This is a genomic window from Streptomyces fragilis, from assembly GCF_003112515.1.
Classification (GTDB): Bacteria; Actinomycetota; Actinomycetes; order Streptomycetales; family Streptomycetaceae; genus Streptomyces; species Streptomyces fragilis.
The window spans coordinates 930,503-954,241 of record NZ_BEVZ01000004.1; the positions used below are offsets into that span (position 1 = coordinate 930,503).

Sequence of the window (23,739 nt, forward strand, 5' to 3'; positions counted from 1 at the left end):
GGGGCGCAGCTCGATGCTTCTTGGAGAAGCGGGCTTCGGCGGAAGCGAGCAGCTGTTGAGCAGGCTTCGGCGAAGCGGGGTGAATTACTTCTCGATGACCGCGAGGACGTCGCGGGACGAGAGGACGAGGTACTCCTCGCCGTTGTACTTCACCTCGGTGCCGCCGTACTTGCTGTAGAGCACGATGTCGCCGACCTTGACGTCGAGCGGCAGGCGCTCGCCGTTCTCGAAGCGGCCCGGGCCCACGGCCAGGATGACGCCCTCCTGGGGCTTCTCCTTGGCGGTGTCCGGAATGACCAGGCCAGAGGCCGTGGTCTGCTCGGCGTCCAGCGGCTGGACCACGATGCGGTCCTCGAGCGGCTTGATGGCAACCTTGGAGCTGGCGGTCGTCACGATCCGACCTCCCCCTTCGGAGATCTCACGGGGTTAACTGTCTGAGGTGGCGACCAGGTCGATCCGTCGTCGCGGGTGCCGGACCTGCCCGTCGCGTTGTTGGCACTCACCTGGGGCGAGTGCCAAGGCTGAGACTATGACCGGGGTTAGCACTCGGTCAAGCGGAGTGCCAATTTATCGGCGGGTTGCGCGAACCGGCGCCCTCGCCCGGCACCGGACAGGCTCGTCCAAGCGCCCGGGGCGGGACCGCCCGGCGGACACGGGCAGGGACAATGGGGCGGTGAGTGACACCGCTGATCCGACGGCCGCGTTCGCGGCGCTGCTGACCGCCGAGGGCCGCGCCCTGCTGGACGAGGTGCGGGACGTGACGCCCGGTGAGGAACTGGCCGCGGCCACCCGGCTGCGGCGGGACCACTCCCCCGGGCTGGTGTCCGCCGCGCTGGCCCAGGCCCGGCTGCGCAACCGTGCGGCGGCCAAGTTCGGCGCCGACGACGCCGGGCGGATGTTCTTCACCCCGAACGGCGTCGAGCAGTCCACCCGCGCGTCCGTGGCCGCCCACCGCGCCGCACGGTTCGCCGGGCTCGGCGTCCGCTCCGTCGCCGACCTGTGCTGCGGGATCGGCGGCGACGCCGTCGCGCTGGCGCGGGCCGGCGTCCACGTCCTGGCCGTCGACCGCGACCCGCTGACCGCGGCCGTCGCCCGGGCCAACGCCGAGGCGCTGGGCCTGGCCGACCTGATCGAGGTGCGGGAGGCCGACGTCACCGAGGTCGACACCACCCCGTACGACGCCGTCTTCGTGGACCCGGCGCGCCGCGGCGGCCGCGGACGGATCTTCGACCCGGAGGCCTACTCCCCGCCGCTGTCCTGGGCGGTCGCGGCCGCCCGCGGCGCCTCCCGGGCGGCCGCGCTGAAGGTGGCCCCCGGCATCCCGCACGAGGCGGTGCCCGAGGACGCCGAGGCGGAATGGATCTCCGACGGCGGTGACGTCAAGGAGGCCGTCCTCTGGTTCGGCGAGGCGGCTCGCCCCGGCGCGGTGTGCGCCACGCTGCTGCCCGGCCCGCGGCGGCTGCTCGGCCGGGGGCTGCCCGACCCGGAGGTCCGCCCGGTCGGCCGGTACCTGTACGAGCCGGACGGCGCGGTGATCCGCGCCCACCTGGTCGCCGAGGTCGCCGAGGAGGTCGGCGGCGGGCTGATCGACGGGACCATCGCCTTCGTCACCGCCGACGAGCCCCGGCCGACCGCCTACGCCACCGGGTACGAGATCACCGACACGCTGCCGTTCAACGTCAAGAGGCTGAAGGCGCTGCTGCGGGAGCGACAGGTCGGCACGCTCACCGTGAAGAAGCGGGGGTCGGCGGTCGAGCCGGAGGAACTGCGCCGCAAGGCGCTCCCCAAGCCGCAGGGGCGGAACGCGGTGACGGTCTTCCTGACCCGGGTCGCGGGCGCCCCGGCGATGCTCCTGGGGCACCCGCTGCCGCGCTGAGACCGGCCGCGGCCACCCGAGGGCGGTCCCGCGCAGGGGATCACCGCCGTGCACGTGTGGACCTTCGCCCCCTGTCCTGACCGCCGCCCCCGGCCTGACGGCCGGACCATGAGGAAACGTCACTGCGCCGGAACGTCACGGGAGCGCGGCAGCGGGGGCGACGACGAGGCAGGCGTCGCGGTCGACGAGACCGGCGGCACCTCCGGAACAGCCTCCGGCAGCGGCTCCGCGCCGGGGAGCAGGGAGGCCCACAGGTCACCCGCCTCCGGTTCGTCCGGGACCAGCCGGTTGCGGTCGGCGGGGGCGGGGACCACCGGCAGGGTCACCGTGGTGACGGCCTCCGGGGTGAGGTCGCGCAACGTGCGGGCGAAGGCGGCCAGTTCGCTCAGCGAGTCCAGTCCGGTGTCCGCGGTGAGCCCGGAGGTCGCCGCGTCGGCCACCTGGTAGAGCCGCACCGGGTCGGTCAGCAGGTCCGCCTCGGCGACCTGCTCCAGCAGCGCCCTCACCAGCTTCTGCTGCAGCCCTATGCGCCCGAGGTCACTGCCGTCGCCGATGCCGTGGCGGGTGCGGGCCAGGGCCAACGCGTCCTCCTCCCCGTAGAGGCGGTGCACCCCGGCCTCGACGTCGAGGTGGCTCTTGTCGTCGTCGATGGGCTGCTCCAGCTCCACCGTCACCCCGCCCAGCGCGTCCACCAGGTCCGCGAAGCCTGCGAAGTCGATCTCCAGGTAGTGGTCCACCGGCACGCCGGACATGGCCTCCACCGTCTTGACCGCGCAGACCGGACCGCCCACCGCGTAGGCGCTGTTGAACATCACGCCGTGCGCGACGGCCGAGGTGCCGCCGTCCGGCAGCGGACAGGCCGGGCGGGTCACCAGGGTGTCGCGCGGCACGGAGACCACCGTCGCCGAGGCCCGCCCCTCGTCCAGGTGCACCACCATCGCGGTGTCCGAGCGGGCGCCGCCCGCAGGCCCGCCGCCCAGACGGCGGTTCTCCCGGCCGTCGCGCGAATCGGTGCCCAGCACCAGGATGTTGAGCGCCTCACCGCCCGTCCCCTCGCCGGCTCCGCCGGACCCCGACGGCCCGCCGGACCCCACCGGCATGCCGACCGGCGCGTGCGGCCGCTCGTCCCCCAGCGCGGCGTCGAGATCGACGCTGCGGATGTTGCCGTTCAGCTGGTGGTAGACCCAGCCGCCCCCCACGGCGCCGAGCACCAGCACTCCCCCGAGCGTGTACCCCACGGCCCTGGTCCAGCGCCTGTGCGGCGCCCGGACGGCGGCCCCCCGGCCACGCTCCCCGTTCCCCTCGTTCTCACTCACGGGCAGAACATAAGTCCGAACCCGCCCAGGACGGAATCCACGTCCACGAGGGCCGCCGAAACGCGCTCGAATGTTTCGAAGGCGAACGGTGGCCTCCGGTCCGTCAGGCGGCCGGTGGGGCGGTGCTGCTGCGCACCACCAGACTCGTCGCCAGCTCCATGCGCGCTCCCGCGGTCGGCTTCTCCTCGCGTCCCAGTTCGAGGACCATCCGGGTCGCCGCCTCGGCCATCTCGGTCAGCGGCTGCCGGACGGTGGTCAGCGGCGGGCCCACCCAGCGGGCCACCGGCAGGTCGTCGAAGCCCACCACGCTCAGGTCGTCGGGGATGCGCAGGCCCAGTTCGCGGGCCGCCTCGTAGAGGCCCAGTGCCTGCAGGTCGTTGCCGGCGAAGACGGCCGTGGGCCGGTTGTCGCGCCGCAGCAGGTCCAGCCCGAGCCGGTAGCCCGCCTCGTGGTGGAAGTCGCCGTCCAGGATCAGACCGGGATCCACCGCCAGCCCCGCGGTCTCCAGGGCGGCCCGGTAGCCGTCCACGCGGGCGCGGGCGCACATCATCCGGGTGGGGCCGCTGATGGCCCCGATGCGGGTGTGGCCGAGCTCCACCAGGTGGCGGGTGGCGGAGAGACCGCCCTGCCAGTTGGTGGCGCCCACCGAGGGGACCTCCGCCCCGGGGTCGCCGGCCGGGTCCATCACCACGAACGGGATCGACCTGCTGGTCAGCAGGGTGCGCTGACCCTCGTCGAGCCCGGACAGGACCAGGATCACGCCGTGCGGCCGCCGCGCGGCCACCTGGTCGGCCCAACTGCCGCCCGGCGTATGGCGTCCCGCGCTCTCGGAGAGCACCACGCTGAGACCCGCCCGGCGCGCGGCCCGCTCGACGCCGCGGATGACCTCCATGGCCCAGGCGCTCTCCAGCTCGTGGAAGACGAGTTCGATCAGCGGGGACCGGGAGGCGTCCGCGCGACGCCTGCGGTAGCCGTGGCTGCGCAGCAGGCGTTCGACCCTCGAGCGGGTGGCCGGGGCCACGTCGGCCCTGCCGTTGAGAACTTTCGAAACTGTTGGCGCGGACACACCCGCCGCCCGCGCGATCTCGGCAAGCGTCGCTGTGCGCCCCTGCCGGGGCACGGAAGGGGTTTCGGCGGATTCCGGTGAGGTCATGGTTCGGGATCGTATATCTGCCCAGGGTCTTGACGAACCCCTCTGACGCGCTTAGGTTCCCAAAACATTCGCGGCAACGATCGAAAGCTTCGGAGGAAGCCCCCCAAGCGCCCCCACACCTCGGTGCTGTGAGTCACATAAAGGGCATCCCCCTCAAGTCGCCCTGAAAACGTAGATGTGCGGTCAACGAAGACCGCTTCCCCCGAGGAGTACTTGTCCATGGAGCACCTCAGCAGGCGTTGGTTCCTCGGCGTCAGCGGCGCCACTCTGCTCACCGCCGGCCTCACCGCGTGCGGCTCCGGCGACGACAGCGGCGAGGACGGGAAGGGCGGGCCGCTCACCGCCTTCGTCTGGGGCGACGATGCCGCCAGGATCCAGGAAGAAGCGATCCAGCGCTTCAACACCTCCCCGGCCGCCAAGAAGACCGGCGGGACGATCAAGCTGCAGCGCATACCGGGCAGTGACTACCCCGCCAAGCTGCGCACCGCCATGGGCTCGCCCAGCGCGCCGGACCTGTTCTTCAACTGGGGCGGCGGCTCGATCAAGGCGTACGTCGACGAGAACCAGCTCATCGACCTGCACGACATCATCGAGTCGACTCCGGAGCTGAAGAACGGCTTCCTGCCGTCGATCATCCAGTCCGGGGCCCTCGACGGCCGCCCGTACGGCATCCCGATGCGCGGCATGCAGCCCGTCCTGCTGTTCTTCAACAAGAAGGTCTTCGCGCAGAACGGCCTCCAGGCCCCCACCTCCTGGGACCAGCTCCTCGAGACCAACAAGAAGCTGAAGGCCAGCGGCATCCAGCCGTTCGCCCTCGGCGGCGCGGACAAGTGGACCGAGCTCATGTGGGTGGAGTACCTGGTGGACCGCATCGGCGGCCCCGAGGTCTTCCGCAAGATCCAGAACGGCGACGCCGCCGCCTGGGGCGACCCGGCGGTGCTGCGCGCGGCCGAGGAGATCAAGAAGCTGGTCGACGGCGGCGCCTTCGGCAAGGGCTTCAGCTCCGTCCAGTACAACAACGGCGGCGCCTCCGCCCTGCTCGCGCAGGGCAAGGCGGGCATGCACCTGATGGGCTCGTGGGAGTACTCCACCCAGCTCGGCAAGTTCAAGAAGTTCGCCGAGAAGGACCTGGGCTGGGTCGCCTTCCCCGCGTACAACGGCGGCCAGGGCGACATCAAGAACGTCGTGGGCAACCCGACCAACTACTGGTCGCTCAGCGCCCGCACCAAGAACCGGGAAGCGGCGATCGCGTTTCTCAAGACCTGTGCGTCGGAGGAGTACGCCAAGGCGCTGGTCGCCAACGGCGACATCCCCACCACGGCCGACGCGGGCGCGCTGCTCGACGCCTCCCCCAACCCGGAGTTCGCCAAGTTCCAGTACGAACTGGTCCAGGACGCCCCGGCGTTCACCCTCAGCTGGGACCAGGCCGTCAAGCCGGAATGGCAGACGCCGATGCTCACCGAAATCGACAAGCTCTTCCTGGGCCAGTCCTCGCCCAAGGAGTTCGTCACCGCACTGAAGGGGCTCAAGTGACCTATCCGGTCACCAAGTCCGCCGCCGCAGCGCCCAAGGGCGACGTGCGGGCCACCCATGTGGGTCGCCCGCACGCGTCCTGGGCGCTGCCCGGCGTCTTGTTCTTCACGTTCTTCGCCGTCGTTCCGATGGCGCTGGCCGTCTACCTGTCGCTCACCGACTGGAACGGCCTCGGTGATCCCGGCTTCGTCGGCCTGGAGAACTGGAAGAACCTGTTCACCGATCCACAGTTGATGCACTCCCTGCTCGTCACCGTGCTGCTCACGGTGGTCAGCTGGGCCTTCCAGACCGTGATCTCCCTGCTCCTCGGAGTGTGGGCGGCGGGCAAGCAGCGCAACCGCGCGGTGCTCTCGGCGATCTTCTTCGTGCCGTTCCTGCTGTCCTCCACGGCGATCGCGCTGCTGTTCTTCGCCCTGCTCGACCCGAACTACGGCGTCGTCACGGGCGACACCCTCGGCACCACCTCGGGCGCCTTCCTGGCGATCGTCTTCGTCGGCGCCTGGCAGTTCATACCGTTCCACACCCTGATCTACCAGGGCGGCGCCCGTCAGATACCCGAGGTCCTCTACCAGGCCGCGGCGATCGACGGAGCGACCGGCCTGCGCCAGTTCTTCTCCATCACGCTGCCCCAGCTGCGCCACACGATGGCGATGTCCGGCGTGCTGATGGTGGTGGGCTCCCTGACCTACTTCGAGACCGTCCTGATCCTCACCCAGGGCGGCCCCGGCACCGACACGAAGATCCTGCCCTACCTCATGTACGAAGCCGGATTCCGTTCCTACGACTACGGCTACGCGAGCGCCGTCGCCACCTTCCTGGTGATCGCCGCCACCGGCCTGTCGCTGCTGCTGGTCCGGGTCACGGGCTTCGGCAAGATGAACAGCGTGCGGGAAGGGATGTGACCCCCATGTCCCACCGCAGCAACGACCGCACCCCGTCCCGCCGCCACTGGACGAAGCGCTCCAACCCGATCGCGGGCCTGGCGTCCTTCGTCTGGCTGCTGATCGTGCTGATCCCGCTCTACGCGATGATCACCACCTCGCTGGCCGGCCCGGAGGAGGCGATCGGGCGCAACGCCCTGACGCCTCCGAAGAACCCGACGCTGGACAACTACGGCCTGGTCCTCGACTCCGGCTTCTCCCACTACCTGTGGAACACGACGCTGACCGCGATCGGTGTGGTCGTCATCGTGGTGTGCCTCTCGGTGCCGCTGTCCTACGTCGCGGTCCGCAACCGCGGCTTCTGGGCGGGCGGCGCCTTCCGGCTGTTCCTCCTCGGCGTGGCCATCCCGGCCCAGGCCGTGGTGGTGCCGCTGTTCCTGCTGATCACCAAGCTGGACATCTACGACAGCCTCTGGGCGATCATCCTCCCGACCGCCGCGTTCGCCATGCCGGTCTCGGTCCTGGTCCTCACCGGCACCCTCCGCGACATCTCGGAGGAGTCCTACGAGGCCATGGCCCTGGACGGCGCCTCTCCGACCCGGATGCTCTTCCAGCTGGTGATCCCCCTCGCCAAGGGCGGCATCAGCACGGTGATCATCTACTCCGCGCTGCAGGCCTGGAACAACTTCCTGTTCGCGCTGATCTTCACCCAGTCCGAGGAGCCTCGCGTCCTCACCCTGGGCCTCTACAACTACGTCAGCCAGTTCGGGGTCAACATCCCCGCGCTGCTGGCCTCCGTCGTCCTTTCCGGCGTGCCGATCTTCGTCGTTTACCTCGTGGCCCGACGGGCCCTGGTGAGCGGGTTGATGGGCGTCGGCGGCAAGTAACACCTTTCCCTCAGGAGCATCATGACCGCCCCCTGGCGTGATTCCGCACTTCCCGCCGAAGCCCGTGTCGAGGATCTTCTCTCCCGGATGACCCTGGAGGAGAAGACCGCACAGCTCTACGGAGTGTGGGTCGGCGCCTCGACGGATGCGGAAGCCGGCGTAGCCCCGCACCAGCACGAGATGGCCACCGACTGGAACTGGGACGAGGTGATCGCCCACGGCCTCGGCCAGATCACCCGTTCCTACGGCACCGCCCCGATCGACCCCGACGAGGGTGCGCGCGCGCTCGCCCGCGCCCAGCGGACGATCATGGCGGCCAACCGGTTCGGCATACCCGCCGTCGCCCACGAGGAATGCCTGGCCGGGTTCACGGCCTGGGGCGCCACCGCGTACCCGGTGCCGCTCGCCTGGGGCGCCTCCTTCGACCCGGAGCTGGTCGAGGAGCTCGGCCGGCGTATCGGCGCCGACCTCGTCGCCGCCGGCGTCCAGCAGGGCCTCGCGCCGGTGCTGGACGTCGTCCGCGACCTGCGCTGGGGCCGGGTCGAGGAGACGATCGGCGAGGACCCGTACCTCGTCGGCACCGTGGCCGCCTCCTACGTCAAGGGCCTGGAGTCCGCCGGGATCGTCGCCACGCTGAAGCACTTCGCCGGCTACGCCTCCTCGGCGGGCGCCCGCAACCACGCGCCGGTGCGCGCGGGTGTGCGCGAGTTCGCCGACGTCACGCTGCCGCCGTTCGAGCACGGCCTGCGGCACGGCGGGGCGCGGTCCGTGATGGCCGCCTACACGGAGATCGACGGCGTTCCCTCGCACTCCGACCCCTGGCTGCTGACCGAGCTGCTGCGCGAGACGTGGGGCTTCGACGGCACGGTCGTCGCCGACTACTTCGGTGTGGGCTTCCTGGAGAGCCTGCAGCGGGTGGCCGACGGCCTCGGCGACGCGGCCAGGGTGGCGCTGGAGTCCGGCGTCGACGTCGAGCTGCCGACGCTGCGCTGCTACGGCAAGCCGCTGATCGAGGAGGTGCGCGCGGGCCGGGTCTCCGAGGACCTCATCGACCGGGCGGCGCGCCGGGTCCTGCTGCAGAAGTGCGAGCTGGGCCTGCTCGACGAGGACTGGTCGCCGGAGCCCAAGGGCGCCCTGCAGCTGGACTCCGACGCCAACCGCGCGCTGGCCCGCCGGATCGCCGAGGAGTCGGTGGTGCTGCTGGCCAACGACGGCGGCACGCTCCCGCTGAGCCCGTCCGGCCCCTCGGCCGTCCGCCGCATCGCGGTGGTCGGTCCGCGGGCCGACGACGCGATGGCGATGCTCGGCTGCTACTCGTTCCCCTCCCACGTGCTGCCGCACCACCCCGACGTCGCGCTCGGCGTGGAGATTCCCACGGTGCTCGAGGCCGTGCGCAGCGAGTTCCCGGACGCGACGGTGGAGTTCGCCCTCGGCTGCGACACCTCCGAGGCGGACACCGCCGGGTTCGCGGAGGCCTCCGCGCTGGCCTCGTCCTCGGACGTGGTCGTGGCGGTGCTGGGCGACCGTGCCGGCCTCTTCGGCCGCGGCACCTCGGGCGAGGGCTGCGACGCCGCCGACCTGGCCCTGCCGGGCGTCCAGGGCGAACTGCTCGACGCGCTGCTGGAGACCGGCAAGCCGGTGGTGGCGGTGCTGCTCACCGGGCGTCCGTACGCGCTGGGCCGCTGGGCGGACCGGCTGGCCGGCATCGTCCAGGGGTTCTTCCCCGGCGAGGAGGGCGGCCCCGCCGTGGCGGGCGTGCTCTCCGGGCGGGTGACCCCCTCCGGCCGTCTGCCCGTCAGCGTGCCGCGCGACCCGGGCGGCCAGCCGTGGACCTACCTCCAGCCGCCGCTGGGCCTGGCCAACGAGATCACCAACCTGGACCCGACGCCGCTGTACCCCTTCGGCCACGGCCTGTCGTACACCACGTTCGAGTGGGACGGCTTCGAGGCCCCGGCCTCGGGCGCGGAGATCGGCACCGACGGCACCTACGAAGTGTCGGCGACCGTCCGCAACACCGGCGACCGGTCCGGCGCCGAGGTCGTGCAGCTGTACCTGCACGACCCCGTCGCCACGGTCACCCGACCGGACGTGCGGCTCGTCGGTTACCAGCGCCTGGAGCTCGCCCCCGGCGAGGCCCGCCGGGTGACCTTCCGGTTCCACGCCGACCTGTCCTCGTTCACCGGGCGCGACAACGTTCGCGTGGTCGAGCCCGGGAAGCTGGAGCTGCGTCTCGCCGCCTCCTCGACGGACGTGCGGCACGTCTTCCCGCTCACCCTCACCGGTGAGACCCGGGTGGTCGGGCACGAGCGCGAGCTGCTCTGCGAGACGGAGGTCACCAAGGCCGGTTAGGCCCTGCGGGCCTCGCAGTAGGCGAACGCCAGGCCGCTGATCTCCTCGTCGGTCGGGTTGTCGAAGACGACGCGCCAGCTGTCCTCGCCGAACCGCTGGGAGACGCCCGGCACCAGGCCCTGCTCGGAGGTCGACCAGCCGCCTGCGACGGCGGCCGTGCCGTACGGGCAGGTGGCGATGCTGGTGGCGCTGCCGCCCGCCGGCACGTCCACCAGTTCGCCGGTCACCTCGATGTCGCCCTCCCGGGTTTCACAGGTACCGCCCCGCGTGATCCCGCGCGGGGCGGTACCCGTGCGCGTACCGGCCGTCTCCGCGGTGGGCAGCGGACTCACGGCCCGGCTCCGCCCCGCCTCCGCGAGGCGGACGCCCTCGTCCGGCCGGGCCCCCTCGTCCAGCCGGGCGCCGTCGAAGCGGCCGGCGTCGTCGGGGCGGTCCGTGCCGTCGGGGCGGCCGACGCCCGGAAGCGCGTCGGGACCGGGCAGCGGCCGATCCCGGCACCGGTCCCACTCGCCGTCACAGCCGTGCACGTCCCTGTCACCGAGGCCCCAGACCGACAGCCACGACGACAGGGGGCCGGCCCCGAAGCCGCCGCCCTCGTCCTCCTCGCACCGGTCACCGGGGCCCGCGGCCGCCGCCGGCCCAGGACGCATGGCCTGCTGCTGCGGCTCCGCGGCCACGGCTCCCGCCGCGCCCCACGTCAGGGTCACGGCGAGCGAGGCGGACAGGCCGCCGGTGACCCACACGGCACGGCGGTTCCGTCGCCGTTGCCCTCTGCACCCGGATGTCATCTGGTCTCCCGCGTCTCGTCGAGTCGGTCTGCGGGAAAGCTGTGACCCCCCGGGGCCCGGGTCAGTCCTGACGACTGGGCCGGTGGAGGTAATTGGTCATCTGATCGGCCCGGCCGAGTCCCTCGTTCGGCGGTCGGGCCGGTGGTCTCACGCCGCCGAACGGTAAGGGCAGGCGCCGGCCGCGGCCGGACCCGTCCGCGTGCGGCGCCCCGGTATCGCGCGGGCGGTGCGACGCGTCTCCGCGCCGCACTCCCCGCACCGCGGCGCCGGCATCACGGCCTCCCCGGCGGATGCCACCGTCGATGCCGCCGCGGACGCCGCCACGGCTTCGGCCTCACGCGAGGCCTGCTGCAGCGCCGCGGTGGTCGCCGCCAGCACGTCGCGCAGCAGCACCGGTTCGCGATCGCGAGTCGTACTCCGCTCGTCCCACATCGCCGACCCCCTTACGGGCGGCCCGGCGCTCGGTCCGGGCCTTCGACAGATCCTCCCAGGATCTTCGCACCCGCCACTGACAACGCCCCCGACACCGGATGAACGCCGGGGGTACGGCGGTCAGGTGAGGCCGAGGCTCTCGAAGCGCCAGCGGTGCGGGGGGCGGGAGGTGAGGGCGTCGGGCGGGGCGGGAAGCTCGGGGAGGGTGTCGTGGAGGCCGGCGTCCCACCAGGTGACGACGAGCACCCGGTCCTGCGGCGCCCGGAACGTCTCCCGCCGCACCGGCTCACGCGGCAGTCCCTGCGCCCGCGCCCACGCGAGCAGCTCGTCCCCGCGGCCCTCGGCCGCCCGGGCCTCCCACATCAGCGCCACCGTCACGAGTACAGGTTCTCCTTCGACACCTCGTGCACGTGATCGTGCCCATGGGCGTGGGCGTGGGCGTGCGTGCGCGCGTGCCCCTCCGCGCCCTCGGGGGCCGGCACGTGCGGCTCGGTCACCGGAAGCGAGGAGTCCGCGGACAGGTCCCACGCGGAGGCGTCCCGCCCGCGCGCCACCATCTCGGCGCCCAGCGCCGCGACCATCGCCCCGTTGTCGGTGCACAGCTTCGGCCGCGGCACCCGCAGCCGGATGCCGGCCGCCTCGCACCGCTCCTGGGCCAGCGCCCGCAGCCGGGAGTTCGCGGCGACGCCGCCGCCGATCATCAGGTGGTCGACGCCCTCGTCCTTGCAGGCGCGCACCGCCTTGCGGGTGAGGACGTCCACCACCGCCTCCTGGAAGGACGCGGCGACGTCGCGCACCGGCACCTCCTCGCCCGCCGCCCGCTTGGCCTCGATCCACCGGGCCACCGCCGTCTTGAGGCCCGAGAAGGAGAAATCGTAGGCGGGGTCGCGCGGGCCGGTGAGGCCGCGCGGGAAGGAGATGGCGTTCGGGTCGCCCTCCCTGGCGTACCGGTCGATCACCGGGCCGCCGGGGAAACCGAGGTCGAGCACCCGGGCGATCTTGTCGAAGGCCTCGCCGGCCGCGTCGTCGATGGTGGCGCCCATCGGCCGCACGTCGGAGGTGATGTCCGAGGACAGCAGCAGCGAGGAGTGGCCGCCGGAGACCAGCAGCGCCATCGTCGGCTCGGGCAGCGGCCCGTGCTCCAGCTGGTCCACGCAGATGTGCGAGGCCAGGTGGTTGACGCCGTAGAGCGGCTTGCCGAGCGCGTACGCGTACGCCTTGGCGGCGGAGACGCCGACCAGCAGCGCGCCGGCGAGACCGGGACCGGCGGTGACCGCGATGCCGTCGAGGTCCCTGGCGCTGACGCCGGCCTCCTTCAGGGCCCGCTCGATCGTCGGGACCATCGCCTCCAGGTGGGCCCGGGAGGCCACCTCGGGCACGACGCCGCCGAAGCGGGCGTGCTCGTCGACGCTGGAGGCGACGGCGTCGGCCAGCAGGGTGGTGCCGCGGACGATGCCGACGCCGGTCTCGTCGCAGGAGGTCTCGATGCCGAGGACGAGGGGCTCGTCCCGCAGGTCAGCCATGGTTCCGGGTTCCTTGTGCAGCGGAGGGAGGGACGGCGGAGGGCGCGGACGCCGGGTCGGTCAGGCGCATGACGAGCGCGTCGACGTTGCCCGGCTGGTAGTAGCCGCGGCGGAAGCCGATCGGTTCGAAGCCGAACCTCTCGTAGAGCCGCTGGGCGCGGACGTTGTCGACCCGGACCTCGAGCATCACCTCGTGGCACTCGAAGTCGGTGGCCGCGCGCAGCAGTTCGGAGAGCAGCCGGCTGCCGAGGCCGGTGCCCTGGTGGCCGGGGGCGACGGCGATGGTCTGGACGTCGCCCTGGTCCCCGGCGGCGGCGAGACCGGCGTAGCCGGCCAGTTCACCGGCGGAAGTCTCGGCGACCACGTACCGGCGGGTGGCGTGGGGCCCACGGGCGTGGGCGAGCTCGGACCAGAACATGCCCCTGGACCAGGCGTCCTCGGGGAAGAGCTCCTTCTCCAGCGCCAGCACGGGGTCGATGTCCCACCAGCGCATCTCGCGGAGCTCCGCGCCGGGGACGGAGGCGTTCGCCGCTGCGCTCGCGCTCACCGGGGGGTGACCACCTTGTAGTTCTTGGGGACCTGGGCGTCGGGGCGCCGCAGGTACAGCGGGCGCGGGGCCGCGAGCTCCTCGCCGTCGGCCAGCCGCTCGGCGGCGAGGGCGGCCAGCGCGGCGGCGGAGACGTGCTCGGGGCCGTGCACGTCGGGGAAGGCGTCCGGGTAGAGCAGCGCGCCCGCGCCGACCGCGGGGAGCCCCGCGACCTCGTCCGCGATGTCGGCCGGGCGGTCGACGGCGGGGTCGGTGAGGCGGGTGCGGGAGTCGGCGTAACGCGCCCAGTAGACCTCCTTGCGCCGGGCGTCGGTCGCCACGACGAAGGGGCCGTCGAGGTCGGCGGCGTAGGCCAGCCCGTCCAGCGTGCACACGCCGTGGACGGGGACGCCGAGGGCCAGGCCGAAGGTGTCCGCGGTCATCAGGCCGACGCGCAGACCGGTGTACGGGCCAGGTCCGACGCCGACGACGATGCCGGTGACGGCGTCGAGGCCGACGCCCGCCGCGCCGAGGACGCGGTGGACGGTGGGCAGCAGCAGCTCTCCGTGGCGGCGCGCGTCCACCTGGCTCGACGAGGCGACGACGTCCGTCCCGTCGTGCAGGGCGACGGTGACGGCGGGGGTTGCGGTATCCAGAGCGAGCAAGAGCACGCGAACAGCCTACGGCTCCGCGGGCCCGCGCACGGCCTCGCCGGGCTCCGCGCCCACCCGCTGCTAACGTCTCGCACACGATCGACCGCAGCGAGTGACGATCGGTGCGGGGTGGTGAGCGCCGGACGGTGCTCGAAGCGGTGAACGGTGCCGAGCGGCGAACAGGGTGTACGACGAGCGAGGGAGACCGGCGGTGGCGGTCCGCAGCGGGGTGCTGGTGGCGGGGTTGACGGGCGCGGCGCTGACGACGGTGGTGGTGCTCGGGCTGCAGGCCCACGCGAAGGTGCCGCCCGCGCTGCGGTCGCCGGGCGCGCCCGCGGCCTCCCGGGCCGCCGCCGCCCCGGTCCCGGAGCGGCCGGGCCCGCAGGGGCTTCCGGCGCGGTCGGGTGCCGGGGCGCGGGTCGTCTATTCGCTGGGGCAGGACCGGGTGTGGCTGGTTGACGCGCGGGGCCGGGTGCGACGGGTGTTCCGGGTGGTCCCGGGCGCGGTGGACCCGGCACCCGGCAGGTACGCGGTGACCTCGCGTTCGCTGCGGGGGACGGGGGCGGACGGGGCGGCCATCGAGCACGTGGTGCGCTTCGCGAAGGTCCGGGGGGTGGTGGTCGGGTTCAGCGCCTTCCGCGGCGGCGGTCCGGTCGCGGGGAGCCCGGCCCCGGGTACCGGCGGCATCCGCGAGGCGCGGCCGGACGGCGCGGCGATGTGGGACTTCGCGACGCTGGGCGCGCGGGTGGTGGTCGTCAGGTAGCCGCGCCGACGCCGGGAGGTGGCCGCGCCGACGCCCGGAGGCAGCCGTGGCGCAGCCGGGCCTCCCGGCCGACCGCACGGGGTTTCCGACACCGCGTCGAGGGGTTTCCGACACTGCGTCGGGAAGATATTGCGCCGCGCCCGGCAGGCGTGGTTAGGTCTACCTAACCACGCCCGTCCTCGGGATGTCAGGAGGCGTCATGCTCTTCCCGGTTGCCGGCCCCGGCCGCCCCGATGCCATGGAGCAGCACCAGGCCGCCGCACCGGCGGACGCGGTGGCGCGCGGCGCCGCCGCGGTGTCGATGGGGGAACTCCTGGCCTCCTGCGCCGCCGCCCGGGCGGTCTCCGTGCCGCCGGCTCCGGCCCCCGCACCGGCCCCGGCGGCCCACGACGGCCGCCGGACGCGGGAGGCCGCGTAGCCGCGGCGCCACGTAGCCGCCCCAGCGGCTCGATTGACCGCAGGATGCCCGGGCCGGGCGTTCAGTCCTTGAGGGCGTCCAGGTCGGCCAGGGCCCAGCGGTCGCCCAGGGCGGTGAGGGTGACGTGGCGGACGTCGTCGTCCGTGTCGCCGGTGGCGCGGGCGATCAGGATCTGGAGGCGGTCCTCCGTGAGGTCCTCGACCTTGCCCTCGCCCCATTCCACGACGACCACCGACTCCGGCAGCGAGACGTCGAGGTCGAGGTCCTCCATCTCGTCCAGCCCGCCGCCCAGCCGGTAGGCGTCGACGTGGACCAGCGGCGGCCCGTCGCCGAGGGAGGGGTGGACGCGAGCGATCACGAAGGTCGGCGAGGTAACCGCGCCGCGGACGTTCAGGCCCTCGCCGAGGCCCCGGGTCATCGTGGTCTTCCCGGCGCCGAGCTCGCCGGTGAGCATCACGAGGTCGCCGGCGCGCAGCAGGCCGGCCAGTCGGCGGCCGAGGTCCAGCATCTCCTCGGCGGAGGTGACGGTCAGCTCCAGCGTCCGCCGGGCGCCGGCCGGCTCATGGGGACCGTGGGGGTTCTGCTCGCTGGGGTTGTGCGGTGCCGCGGGTGCTTCCATGGGACCCCACGGTAGCCGCCCCGGACGGTGCTCCCGCGCGGGCGAGCAGGTCGGCGAGCCGGGCGTTCACGATCTCGGGGTGCTCGAGCATCACCAGGTGGCCGGCGTCCGGCACCCGCACCAGTTCCGCGTCGGGCAGCTCCCGGGCCATCGTCTCGCTGTGGCCGACCGGGGTGACCAGGTCACCCTCCCCCGCCACGATCAGCACCGGCAGCCCGTGGAAGCGGGCCAGCGCGGCCGTCTTGTCGTGCGCGTCGAAGGCCGGGTAGAACTCGGCGACCACGTCGATCGGCGTGGACTCGATCATCCGCTCGGCGAACCGGGCGACCACCGGGTCGACCTCGGCGGAGGCGAACGAGTACCGGGTGACGATCCCGGCGAGCACGTCGGCGGTGGCCTGCCGTCCCCGCTCCACGAGGTCGGCCCGCCGCCCCAGCGCCCGCAGCACGCCCGGCAGCAGGCGCCGTACCGCGTTCACCCCGACGGCGGGCAGCCCGAAGTGGACGTCGGCGAGCCCGCCGGAGGAGGTGCCCACCAGGGCGATCCCGGCGACCCGCTCGCGGACCAGGCCGGGGAACTGCTCGGCCAGCGCCATCACCGTCATCCCGCCCATGGAGTGCCCGACCAGCACCAGCGGACCGGTGGGCGCGGCGGCGTCGATCACGGCCTTCAGGTCGCGGCCCAGCTGGTCGATGGTGACCGGCGGCCCCTGCTGGGCCCGGGTGACGCCGCGCCCGGACCGGCCGTGGCCGCGCTGGTCCCAGTAGACGGCGCGCACGCCGGCGGCGCGCAGGGCCGCGCGCTGGAAGTGCCAGGAGTCCTGGTTGAGGCAGTAGCCGTGGCTGAACACCACCGTCACGGGGCCCGGGCGCACCGCCTGCTCGCGGCGGCCGCCGAACAGCCGGCGGCGGCGCGGCGGCACCGGTTCGGGGACGGCGACGGGCGCCTCGTCGATCTCGTAGTGCAGGGCGGTGCCGTCCTCGGCGTGGGCGGTGCCGGGGGCCCCGCGCAGGGTGCCGTAGGGGCCGCTGAGCTCCAGGGCGAGGCGGGCCCTGCGGCGGACGCCGCCGCCCATGGTGAGCCGCTCGACGACCACCCCGGCGGCGGCGCCCGCGGCGAGCACGCCGATCGCGGCGCCGGCCAGGCCGGTGGGGCGGCTCCAGGCCCGGGGGGCGGGGGCGGTGGCGCCCGTGGCGGCGACCACCAGCTCCGGGACGGTCACCGCCGGGCTCTCCTCACTCACCTGGGCTCCCTCTTCTCCGGTCCCACCGGTTCGTCGCGGTGAACGGCCCGCCGCCGTGTCCGCGCCGCCGGGCCTCCTGCCGTTCGATTACCCGGTGGGACGCTCGTTCACGTACACCCGGGGCACCCGGACGCCGATGCGGGTCACGATCTCGTACGCGATGGTCCCGCACGCCTGCGCCCAGTCCTCGGCGGTGGGCTCGCCCTGGTCGCCCGCTCCGAACAGCACGGCCTCGCTGCCGGTCCGGGGCCGGTCGCCGCCGAGGTCCACCACGAACTGGTCCATGGCGATCCGCCCCGCGACCGTGCGGAGCTTGCCGTCGACCAGCACCGGGCCGGTGCCGGAGGCGTGCCGCGGGATGCCGTCGGCGTACCCGGCCGGGACGAGGCCGAGGGTGGTCTCCCCCGGGGTGACGTAGTGGTGTCCGTAGCTGACGCCGTGCCCGCCGGGCACCTCCTTGACCAGGACCAGGTCCGCGGACAGCCGCATCACGGGACGCAGGCCCAGGTCGGCGGAGGAGCCCAGCTCCGGGGCGGGTGAGACGCCGTAGACGGCGATGCCGGCCCGGACCAGGTCGAAGTGGGTGTCGGGGCGGGTCAGCAGGGCGGGAGAGTTGGCGATGTGCCGCACCTCCGGGCGGACGCCCTGGGCCTCGGCGTACCCGACCATCTCGCGGAAGAGGGCCAGCTGGGCGTCGGTGGCCGGGTGGTCCGGCTCGTCGGCGCAGGCGAAGTGCGACCAGAGGCCGACGACCTCGATCAGTCCGTCCCGCTGTGCGGAGAGGGCGGCGGCGACCAGGTCCGGCCAGTCGGCGGGCTGGCAGCCGTTGCGGCCCAGGCCGGTGTCCGCCTTGAGGTGCACCCGGGCCGGGCGGCCCTCGGCACGCGCCGCGTCGGTCACCTCGCGCAGGGACCACGAGGCGCTCACCGAGACGTCCACGTCCGCCGCGATCGCCTCCCGCCAGGGGCCGCCGGGGGCCCACAGCCAGCACAGGATCCGGCCGGGGAGGCCGGCGGCGCGCAGGGCCAGCGCCTCCTCGGGGGTGGCCGTGCCCAGCCACTCGGCGCCCGCCTCCTTGGCGGCGCGGGCGCACGGCACCGCGCCGTGGCCGTACCCGTCGGCCTTCACCACGGCCATCAGGGCGGCGCCGGAGACCCGGGCGCGCAGCGACCTCACGTTGGCGCGCAGGGCGTCCAGGTCGATCTCGGCCCGCACGCGGGGAGTGGTGCGGGGGCGCGGAACACGTTCACTCATGGTCCCCCCAGTCTGACAGAGCCCGTTCCGCCCACCCGGAAGGGCGGTCCGCGGAAGGCCCGGGGCCCGGCCGCGGGACGGGGGCGCGTCGGGCGGCGGGCGCCAAAGAGCACGGGGCCCCGCCCGGGGGACGGGAGACCCCGCGGCGCACGACGGTGGACGGAGCCGGAGGGGAGGCCGTGGCGCACGACGAGGCACTGAGCCGGACCGGAGACCCCGCGGCGCACGGCAGAGCACGGAGCCGGACCCGAGACCCCGCCGCGCGTGACGGGGCACGGAGCCGAACCGGAGACCCCGCCACGCACGACGGTGGACGGAGCCGGAGGGGACGACAGGGCACGGAGCCGGACCGGAGACCCCGCGGCGCACGGCAGAGCACGGAGCCGGACCCGAGACCCCGCCGCGCGTGACGGGGCACGGAGCCGAACCGGAGACCCCGCCACGCACGACGGTGGACGGAGCCGGAGGGGACGACAGGGCACGGAGCCGGACGGGAGACCCGCCACGCACGCCGGGGCACGGAGCCGAACCGGTTCCGTGCCCCGGGGTGACCCGTCAGGAGCCGGAGGCGATGTCGCGCCAGGCGTCGGGGACGGCGGACGCGATGTCCTGCGCGGCGAGCGGCGCCCCGACGGCCCCGCGCCGCGCGGCCAGCCCGTGCAGGTACGCCCCCACGCTCCCCGCGTCCCGCGCGGACAGCCCCGACGCCAGCAACGACCCGGCGAGACCGGAGAGCACGTCCCCGCTGCCGGCCGTCGCCAGCCACGGCGTGCCGGTCGGGTTGACCCGCACGGGCGCCGTACCGTCCCGCCCGGACGGGGCGGCCACCAGCGTGGTCGCCCCCTTCAGCAGCACCGTCGCCCGGTACCGCTCGGCGAGTTCGCGCGCCGCGGCGAGCCGCGCGGACTCGACCTCGGCCCGGTCGACCCCGAGCAGCGCGGCGGCCTCCCCGGCGTGCGGCGTCAGCAGGGTCGGCGCGGTCCGGGAGCGCACCACATCGGGGTCGGCGAGCCGCAGCCCGTCGGCGTCGATCAGCACCGGCACGTCCGCCTCACCGGCGACGTCCAGCACCTCCGCCACCGTGTCCGCGTCGTCCCCGGCACCCGGGCCGACCACCCAGGCCTGCACCCGGCCCGCCCGCCGCGGTCCCCCGTCGCTGACCAGCGTCTCCGGGTAGCGCGCGAGCACCGCGTCCCCGGCCGGGCCGGCGTACCGCACCGCTCCGGCGCCGCCGCGCAGCGCGCCCGCCACGGCGAGCACCGCGGCGCCCGGGTAGCGGGTCGACCCGGCGGCGATCCCGACCACGCCGCGCCGGTACTTGTCGCTCTCCGCCCCGGGCCGGGGCAGCAGCCGGGCCACGTCGGCGTGCTGCAGCGCCTCCAGCTCCGGCCGCTCCGGCAGCCACGGGTCCAGCCCGATGTCCACCAGCCGCACCGCGCCGGCGTGTTCGCGCGCCGGGTCGATCAGCAGGGCCGCCTTGTGCGTGCCGAAGGTGACGGTGAGGTCGGCGCGCACCGCGGGGCCGCGCACCTCGCCGGTGTCCGCCTCCACACCGCTCGGCAGGTCCACCGCGATCACCGCGGCGCCGGCCGCGGCCGCCCGCTCCGCCAGCGGGGCGGCGCTTCCCCGCAGGCCGCCGTGGCCGCCGATGCCGACGATGCCGTCCACCACCAGGTCCGCGGCGTCGATCAGGCGCGAGGCGAGCGCCTCCGCCGTGGTCGCCTCGCGGCCGCCGGCCCGCCGCAGCGCGGCCAGGCCGCCGGAGTGTGCCTTCTCCGGCGCCGTGAGCACGGCCGTCACGCCGGCCCCGCGTTTCGCCAGCCGTGCTCCGGCGTACAGGGCGTCCCCGCCGTTGTCCCCGCTGCCGACCAGCAGCACCACCCGGCTGCCGTAGACCCGGCCCGCCGTCCGCCCCAGGACCTGGGCGCAGGCGGCGGCGAGCCCGGCGGCCGCCCGCTGCATCAACGCGCCCTCGGGGAGCCGCGCCATCAGCTCCCGTTCGGCCGCCCGTACCGTCTCCACGCTGTAGGCACTCCGCATACGGCGAGTCTTCCCCAGATGTCAGCCCTCCGCGATCACCACGGCCGAGGCGACGCCGGCATCGTGACTGAGCGACACGTGCCAGGAGCTGACGCCCAGTTCGGCGGCGCGGGCGGCGACGGTGCCGGTGACCCGCAGGCGGGGCCGGCCGCTGTCCTCCAGGTACACCTCGGCGTCCCGCCACTGCAGTCCGGGCGGCGCGCCCAGCGCCTTGGCCAGCGCCTCCTTCGCCGCGAAGCGGGCGGCCAGCGAGGCGATGCCGCGACGCTCACCGCTGGGGAGGGTCAACTCGCTGTCGTTGAAGAGGCGCTGGGCCATGTGCGGGGTGCGGGCGAGGGCGGCCCGGAAACGGTCGATCTCAGCCACGTCGATGCCGACGCCGATGATGCTCATGGCCCCCAGACTACGGACGGGGCACACCCCCCGACGGGTTCTGTGGACAACCGCCCCGGCAGTCCTCCGCCCCTGTGGACAACCCTCCGCCGCTCCCCGCCTCCCCTGTGGACGGCCCTCGGACCTGTCCCCACCTGCTGTTAACCTGCGGCGGCATCGGATCGCGGCACCGTGACGCGCACCGCATCCACTTCCGACACATCCGCCTGGGGGGCCGATGAGCAGTACCTACCGGACGACCGGCACGGTCAAGGGCCCGCCACGTCTCGATCCCTACGATCTCCACCCGGAGATGGCCGAACTGCGTACCCTCGTGACCGCCCGCGACTGGCCGGGCGTCCAGGCGTTCTTCGACGCCCGCTCGCAGACCGACCAGACCTACGCGGCCTCCCTGGTGAGCGAGATGCCGGGCGCGGAGACGTTCCTGGCCGACGCCGCGGCCCGGCACCCGGCCGCCCCGCTGCCGCGCACCCTGCTCGCCTACCGCCAGGTGGTGATCGGCTGGGGCATCCGCAGCGCGGCCCGCGCGCAGCACGTCTCGCGCGACCAGTTCCGTCAGTTCCACGACTGGCTGCGCAGGGCCGAGCAGCAGCTCATCGACGTGTGCGCGGAGCAGCCCGGCTTCCCGCTCGCCTGGTACGTCCGGCTGATCACGGCCCGCGGCCTGGAGCTCGGACAGTCGGAGGCCCGCCGCCGCTACGACCGGCTCGCCGCCGTCGCCCCGCACCACTTCGCCGGGCAGTCCCAGCTGCTGCAGCAACTGTGCCCCAAGTGGGGCGGCTCCTGGGAGCTGGCGCACGGCTTCGCCCGGGAGTGCGCGGCCGCCGCTCCCAACGGTTCGAACTGCGCCGTGCTGGTGGCCGACGCGCACATCGAGCACTGGCTCGACCTGCCCTCGCCGGAGGACCAGGCGTACATGCGGGGCGTGCCGGTCCGCGACGACCTGCGCTTCGCCGCCGAGGTGTCGGTGTGGCACCCGGACCACCGCCCGGACACCCGGTGGACAGCGGCGCACAACACCTTCGCGATGGCCTTCTCGGTCGGCGGTCACCTCAGGGACGCCGCCCGCCACTTCGCCGTCCTCGGCGACCGGGCCGACCCGTCGTCCTGGAAGTACCTGGGCGACGACGCCAGGGCCGTGTTCGCCAAGCACCGCAAAGCCGCGCTCGCGGCGCGCTGAGGGGGGACCACCATGACCGCCGAGACCCGCACCGACACCACCGCCCCGCCCACCGGGCTGCCCGCCGCCCTGGAGGGGCTGGCCGGCTGCACCACCACGCAGGGCATACCGACGCTGTTCGCCCCGCGGGCGGGCAACGAGATCACCGCCGGCCTGTTCTTCCGCGTGGGCACCGCCGACGAGACCCTCGCCACCTCCGGCATCACGCATCTGGTGGAGCACCTGGCCCTGCACCGCAGCGGCGTGAGCGACACCCACCACAACGGCGCCACCGCCGGCACGTACACGCTCTTCCACGTCACCGGCACCGAGGCCGAGGTGGTGGCCCACCTGAACTCGGTCTGCGCCTCCCTGCGGGACCTGCCGCTGGAGCGGCTGGAGACCGAGAAGGAGATCCTGCGCACCGAAGCCGCCGGCCGCGGCCGCGGCGTCAACCACCAGCTCCCGCTGTGGCGGTACGGGGCGGAGGGCTACGGCCTCGCCGCGTACTCCGAGCTCGGCGTGTGGCGGCTGACGCCGGACGAGGTCCGGTGGTGGGCACAGACCCGGTTCACCCGCGACAACGCGGTGCTGTGGATCACCAGTGACCACGTCCCCGAAGGACTGGAGCTGACGCTGCCCGCGGGCCGGCGCATACCCGCCCCCGCCGCCGGCAGCGCCCTCCCCACCACCCCCGCCTACATCGGCGGCGAGGACGGCCAGGTCGTCCTCGACGCCGTGGTGCGCCGCTCCACCGCCGCCTCGCTCTTCACGGACGTGCTGGGGCGGGCGCTGTTCCAGGAGCTGCGCCAGGAGGGCGGCTACTCCTACGTGGCGGACGCCGACTACAGCCCGCGCGACGCCGACCGGGCGACCGTGACCGCGTTCGCGGACGCGCTGCCGCAGAAGCAGGACGCGGTGACCGGCGCGTTCGTCGACGTGCTGGCGCGGCTGCGGGCGGGCCGGATCGAACCCGCGGAACTCGAGTCGGCGAAGTCCAAGGCGCTGAAGTCGCTCGAGGGTCCCGACGTGGCCGCGGCGGCACTGCCGTCGTGGGCGCTGAACCTGCTGATGGGGCACGAGATCATGAGCCCCGACCAGCACCGGGAACGCATAGCCGCGGTGACCGTGGAGGACGTGCGCGACGTCGCCCGCGAGGCCTGGTCCACCGCGCTGGTGCAGGTGCCGGGGCGGGACCTCGCCTGGGCCGGGTGCGCGGCGGCGCCGCAGTACTCACCGGCCGCGGTCGAGGGCACCCGGCACGCGTCCCTGGAGGACGGCCGGGTGACGCTGGTCATCGGTGCCGAGGGCGTCTCGCTGCTGCTCCCGGGCGGGCCGGTGACCGTGCGGTACGACCGGTGCGCGGCGATGACGGCCCGTCCGGACGGGGCGCGGGTGCTGACCGGGCTGGACGGGTTCCGGGTCGAGGTCGAGCCGACGCTCTTCAAGGGGGTCACCCCCGAGCGTCTCGCGGTGATCGACGCCGCCGTGCCGCAGGGCAGTGTGGTGCCGCTCCCGCCGCGCGACGAGGTGCCGCGGCCCCAGGCGCGTTCCCGGGCCCGGGCGTCCGGGTCCCGGACGGTGGTGTCCGGCTCCCCGGCGGTGCCGGTCGCGCAGCCGAGCACCCCGGGGCGGTCGGTGCTGCGGTGGCTGATCTGGTCCGTCACGGCGTTCTTCACGCTGATCGCGGTCGTCCTCACCCTGGACGAACTGACGGCGCCGGTCCCCGACACCGATGTGCTCCTCGGCGTGTGGATCCTCGAACTGCCCCTCGCCCTGGCCTCCTGGTCCCAGTGGCGCACCCGCCCCCGGGCCTGACCGGCAGCGCCGTGGGCCGGTGCGGGCCGGTGGCGTGCCACCCCCACCGCACCGGCCCGCCGGTCATGACAACCGACGGCCACCCGGCGTGACCCCGGGCCGGTCACCCCGCCGT

22 protein-coding genes are annotated in these 23,739 nt (G+C 74.2%); 9 read left to right on the forward strand and 13 right to left on the reverse strand.

Annotated features, from left to right (window positions below):
- Positions 1 to 84: 84 nt before the first annotated feature.
- The gene (groES, locus tag Sfr03f_RS17300) at positions 85 to 393 is read right to left on the reverse strand and encodes a co-chaperone GroES (protein WP_031477499.1); all 309 of its coding nucleotides are present in this window, start codon (positions 391 to 393) and stop codon (positions 85 to 87) included.
- A gap of 280 nt (positions 394 to 673) precedes the next feature.
- On the opposite strand from groES, the gene Sfr03f_RS17305 reads away from it, so the two are divergent.
- Positions 674 to 1,876 carry a class I SAM-dependent methyltransferase gene (locus Sfr03f_RS17305; protein ID WP_108954767.1) on the forward strand — a complete coding sequence of 401 codons (1,203 nt, stop codon included), beginning with the start codon at positions 674 to 676 and terminating at the stop codon, positions 1,874 to 1,876.
- 119 nt (positions 1,877 to 1,995) lie between these two features.
- Here Sfr03f_RS17305 and Sfr03f_RS17310 read toward each other — a convergent pair whose 3' ends face one another.
- Both Sfr03f_RS17310 and Sfr03f_RS17315 read right to left on the reverse strand, forming a co-directional pair.
- Positions 1,996 to 3,192 carry an LCP family protein gene (locus Sfr03f_RS17310; protein WP_435841928.1) on the reverse strand — a complete coding sequence of 399 codons (1,197 nt, stop codon included), beginning with the start codon at positions 3,190 to 3,192 and terminating at the stop codon, positions 1,996 to 1,998.
- A gap of 103 nt (positions 3,193 to 3,295) precedes the next feature.
- The gene (locus tag Sfr03f_RS17315) at positions 3,296 to 4,345 is read right to left on the reverse strand and encodes a LacI family DNA-binding transcriptional regulator (RefSeq protein ID WP_108954769.1); all 1,050 of its coding nucleotides are present in this window, start codon (positions 4,343 to 4,345) and stop codon (positions 3,296 to 3,298) included.
- Between the two features lie 219 nt (positions 4,346 to 4,564).
- Here Sfr03f_RS17315 and Sfr03f_RS17320 point away from each other — a divergent pair, with 219 nt between their 5' ends.
- The 4 genes from Sfr03f_RS17320 to Sfr03f_RS17335 are packed head-to-tail and all read left to right on the forward strand — an operon-like array spanning position 4,565 to position 9,995.
- Complete coding sequence (locus tag Sfr03f_RS17320) at positions 4,565 to 5,878, forward strand: ABC transporter substrate-binding protein (RefSeq protein ID WP_108954770.1); 1,314 nt, start codon at positions 4,565 to 4,567, stop codon at positions 5,876 to 5,878.
- Complete coding sequence (locus Sfr03f_RS17325) at positions 5,875 to 6,780, forward strand: carbohydrate ABC transporter permease (RefSeq protein ID WP_245967602.1); 906 nt, start codon at positions 5,875 to 5,877, stop codon at positions 6,778 to 6,780. The genes Sfr03f_RS17320 and Sfr03f_RS17325 overlap by 4 nt, the downstream gene beginning before the upstream one ends.
- A gap of 5 nt (positions 6,781 to 6,785) precedes the next feature.
- Entirely contained in the window at positions 6,786 to 7,646 is an 861-nt protein-coding gene (locus Sfr03f_RS17330; RefSeq protein ID WP_108954771.1) for a carbohydrate ABC transporter permease, read from the forward strand.
- 18 nt (positions 7,647 to 7,664) lie between these two features.
- On the forward strand, positions 7,665 to 9,995 hold the full coding sequence (locus tag Sfr03f_RS17335) for a beta-xylosidase/alpha-l-arabinosidase (RefSeq protein WP_108954772.1): 2,331 nt from the start codon (positions 7,665 to 7,667) through the stop codon (positions 9,993 to 9,995).
- Here the strand turns inward: Sfr03f_RS17335 and Sfr03f_RS17340 are convergent.
- The 5 genes from Sfr03f_RS17340 to tsaB all read right to left on the reverse strand — a co-directional run bounded on the left by Sfr03f_RS17340 (position 9,992) and on the right by tsaB (position 13,935).
- The gene (locus Sfr03f_RS17340) at positions 9,992 to 10,738 is read right to left on the reverse strand and encodes a hypothetical protein (RefSeq protein ID WP_108954773.1); all 747 of its coding nucleotides are present in this window, start codon (positions 10,736 to 10,738) and stop codon (positions 9,992 to 9,994) included. The genes Sfr03f_RS17335 and Sfr03f_RS17340 overlap by 4 nt on opposite strands.
- Before the next feature lie 597 nt (positions 10,739 to 11,335).
- Positions 11,336 to 11,593, reverse strand: coding sequence for a hypothetical protein (locus Sfr03f_RS17350; RefSeq protein ID WP_108954775.1), 258 nt, complete (start codon positions 11,591 to 11,593; stop codon positions 11,336 to 11,338).
- A complete protein-coding gene (gene tsaD / locus Sfr03f_RS17355) occupies positions 11,590 to 12,738 on the reverse strand; it encodes a tRNA (adenosine(37)-N6)-threonylcarbamoyltransferase complex transferase subunit TsaD (protein ID WP_108954776.1) in 1,149 nt (382 codons plus the stop codon). Before tsaD ends, Sfr03f_RS17350 begins: the two co-directional genes overlap by 4 nt.
- Entirely contained in the window at positions 12,731 to 13,231 is a 501-nt protein-coding gene (rimI, locus tag Sfr03f_RS17360) for a ribosomal protein S18-alanine N-acetyltransferase (RefSeq protein WP_108955058.1), read from the reverse strand. Before rimI ends, tsaD begins: the two co-directional genes overlap by 8 nt.
- 50 nt (positions 13,232 to 13,281) lie before the next feature.
- Positions 13,282 to 13,935 carry a tRNA (adenosine(37)-N6)-threonylcarbamoyltransferase complex dimerization subunit type 1 TsaB gene (tsaB, locus tag Sfr03f_RS17365; protein WP_108954777.1) on the reverse strand — a complete coding sequence of 218 codons (654 nt, stop codon included), beginning with the start codon at positions 13,933 to 13,935 and terminating at the stop codon, positions 13,282 to 13,284.
- 193 nt (positions 13,936 to 14,128) lie between these two features.
- Between tsaB and Sfr03f_RS17370 the strand changes: the two genes are divergently transcribed.
- Positions 14,129 to 14,680, forward strand: coding sequence for a hypothetical protein (locus tag Sfr03f_RS17370; protein ID WP_108954778.1), 552 nt, complete (start codon positions 14,129 to 14,131; stop codon positions 14,678 to 14,680).
- Positions 14,681 to 14,879: 199 nt separating this feature from the next.
- The gene (locus tag Sfr03f_RS17375; RefSeq protein ID WP_245967603.1) at positions 14,880 to 15,098 is read left to right on the forward strand and encodes a hypothetical protein; all 219 of its coding nucleotides are present in this window, start codon (positions 14,880 to 14,882) and stop codon (positions 15,096 to 15,098) included.
- Between the two features lie 61 nt (positions 15,099 to 15,159).
- Here Sfr03f_RS17375 and tsaE read toward each other — a convergent pair whose 3' ends face one another.
- The 5 genes from tsaE to Sfr03f_RS17400 form a co-directional block, all read right to left on the reverse strand.
- Positions 15,160 to 15,717 (reverse strand): tRNA (adenosine(37)-N6)-threonylcarbamoyltransferase complex ATPase subunit type 1 TsaE, encoded by a 558-nt coding sequence (gene tsaE / locus Sfr03f_RS17380; protein WP_108954779.1) that lies wholly within the window; start codon positions 15,715 to 15,717, stop codon positions 15,160 to 15,162.
- Positions 15,659 to 16,960 carry an alpha/beta fold hydrolase gene (locus Sfr03f_RS17385; protein WP_435841927.1) on the reverse strand — a complete coding sequence of 434 codons (1,302 nt, stop codon included), beginning with the start codon at positions 16,958 to 16,960 and terminating at the stop codon, positions 15,659 to 15,661. Before Sfr03f_RS17385 ends, tsaE begins: the two co-directional genes overlap by 59 nt.
- An 87-nt stretch (positions 16,961 to 17,047) precedes the next feature.
- Positions 17,048 to 18,214: an alanine racemase gene (alr, locus tag Sfr03f_RS17390; protein ID WP_108954780.1), complete on the reverse strand. Its 1,167-nt coding sequence runs from the start codon at positions 18,212 to 18,214 to the stop codon at positions 17,048 to 17,050.
- A gap of 555 nt (positions 18,215 to 18,769) precedes the next feature.
- Positions 18,770 to 20,254: an NAD(P)H-hydrate dehydratase gene (locus Sfr03f_RS17395; protein WP_108954781.1), complete on the reverse strand. Its 1,485-nt coding sequence runs from the start codon at positions 20,252 to 20,254 to the stop codon at positions 18,770 to 18,772.
- Between the two features lie 21 nt (positions 20,255 to 20,275).
- Entirely contained in the window at positions 20,276 to 20,647 is a 372-nt protein-coding gene (locus tag Sfr03f_RS17400; protein ID WP_108954782.1) for a holo-ACP synthase, read from the reverse strand.
- A gap of 217 nt (positions 20,648 to 20,864) precedes the next feature.
- On the opposite strand from Sfr03f_RS17400, the gene Sfr03f_RS17405 reads away from it, so the two are divergent.
- Both Sfr03f_RS17405 and Sfr03f_RS17410 read left to right on the forward strand, forming a co-directional pair.
- Positions 20,865 to 21,827, forward strand: coding sequence for a hypothetical protein (locus tag Sfr03f_RS17405; RefSeq protein WP_108954783.1), 963 nt, complete (start codon positions 20,865 to 20,867; stop codon positions 21,825 to 21,827).
- A gap of 12 nt (positions 21,828 to 21,839) precedes the next feature.
- Positions 21,840 to 23,624, forward strand: a complete 1,785-nt coding sequence (locus Sfr03f_RS17410; RefSeq protein ID WP_245967604.1) for a M16 family metallopeptidase — start codon at positions 21,840 to 21,842, stop codon at positions 23,622 to 23,624.
- Positions 23,625 to 23,739: the final 115 nt, after the last annotated feature.

Excerpts from the sequence above, each read along its gene's own strand:
- Sfr03f_RS17315 (WP_108954769.1), bottom strand. The coding sequence starts at position 4,345 with ATGACCTCACCGGAATCCGCCGAAACCCCTTCCGTGCCCCGGCAGGGG.
- Sfr03f_RS17320 (WP_108954770.1), top strand. The coding sequence starts at position 4,565 with ATGGAGCACCTCAGCAGGCGTTGGTTCCTCGGCGTCAGCGGCGCCACT.
- Sfr03f_RS17330 (WP_108954771.1), top strand. The coding sequence starts at position 6,786 with ATGTCCCACCGCAGCAACGACCGCACCCCGTCCCGCCGCCACTGGACG.
- tsaD (WP_108954776.1), bottom strand. The coding sequence starts at position 12,738 with ATGGCTGACCTGCGGGACGAGCCCCTCGTCCTCGGCATCGAGACCTCC.
- rimI (WP_108955058.1), bottom strand. The coding sequence starts at position 13,231 with ATGCGCTGGTGGGACATCGACCCCGTGCTGGCGCTGGAGAAGGAGCTC.
- Sfr03f_RS17375 (WP_245967603.1), top strand. The coding sequence starts at position 14,880 with ATGCTCTTCCCGGTTGCCGGCCCCGGCCGCCCCGATGCCATGGAGCAG.
- tsaE (WP_108954779.1), bottom strand. The coding sequence starts at position 15,717 with ATGGAAGCACCCGCGGCACCGCACAACCCCAGCGAGCAGAACCCCCAC.
- alr (WP_108954780.1), bottom strand. The coding sequence starts at position 18,214 with ATGAGTGAACGTGTTCCGCGCCCCCGCACCACTCCCCGCGTGCGGGCC.
- Sfr03f_RS17395 (WP_108954781.1), bottom strand. The coding sequence starts at position 20,254 with ATGCGGAGTGCCTACAGCGTGGAGACGGTACGGGCGGCCGAACGGGAG.
- Sfr03f_RS17400 (WP_108954782.1), bottom strand. The coding sequence starts at position 20,647 with ATGAGCATCATCGGCGTCGGCATCGACGTGGCTGAGATCGACCGTTTC.
- Sfr03f_RS17405 (WP_108954783.1), top strand. The coding sequence starts at position 20,865 with ATGAGCAGTACCTACCGGACGACCGGCACGGTCAAGGGCCCGCCACGT.
- Sfr03f_RS17410 (WP_245967604.1), top strand. The coding sequence starts at position 21,840 with ATGACCGCCGAGACCCGCACCGACACCACCGCCCCGCCCACCGGGCTG.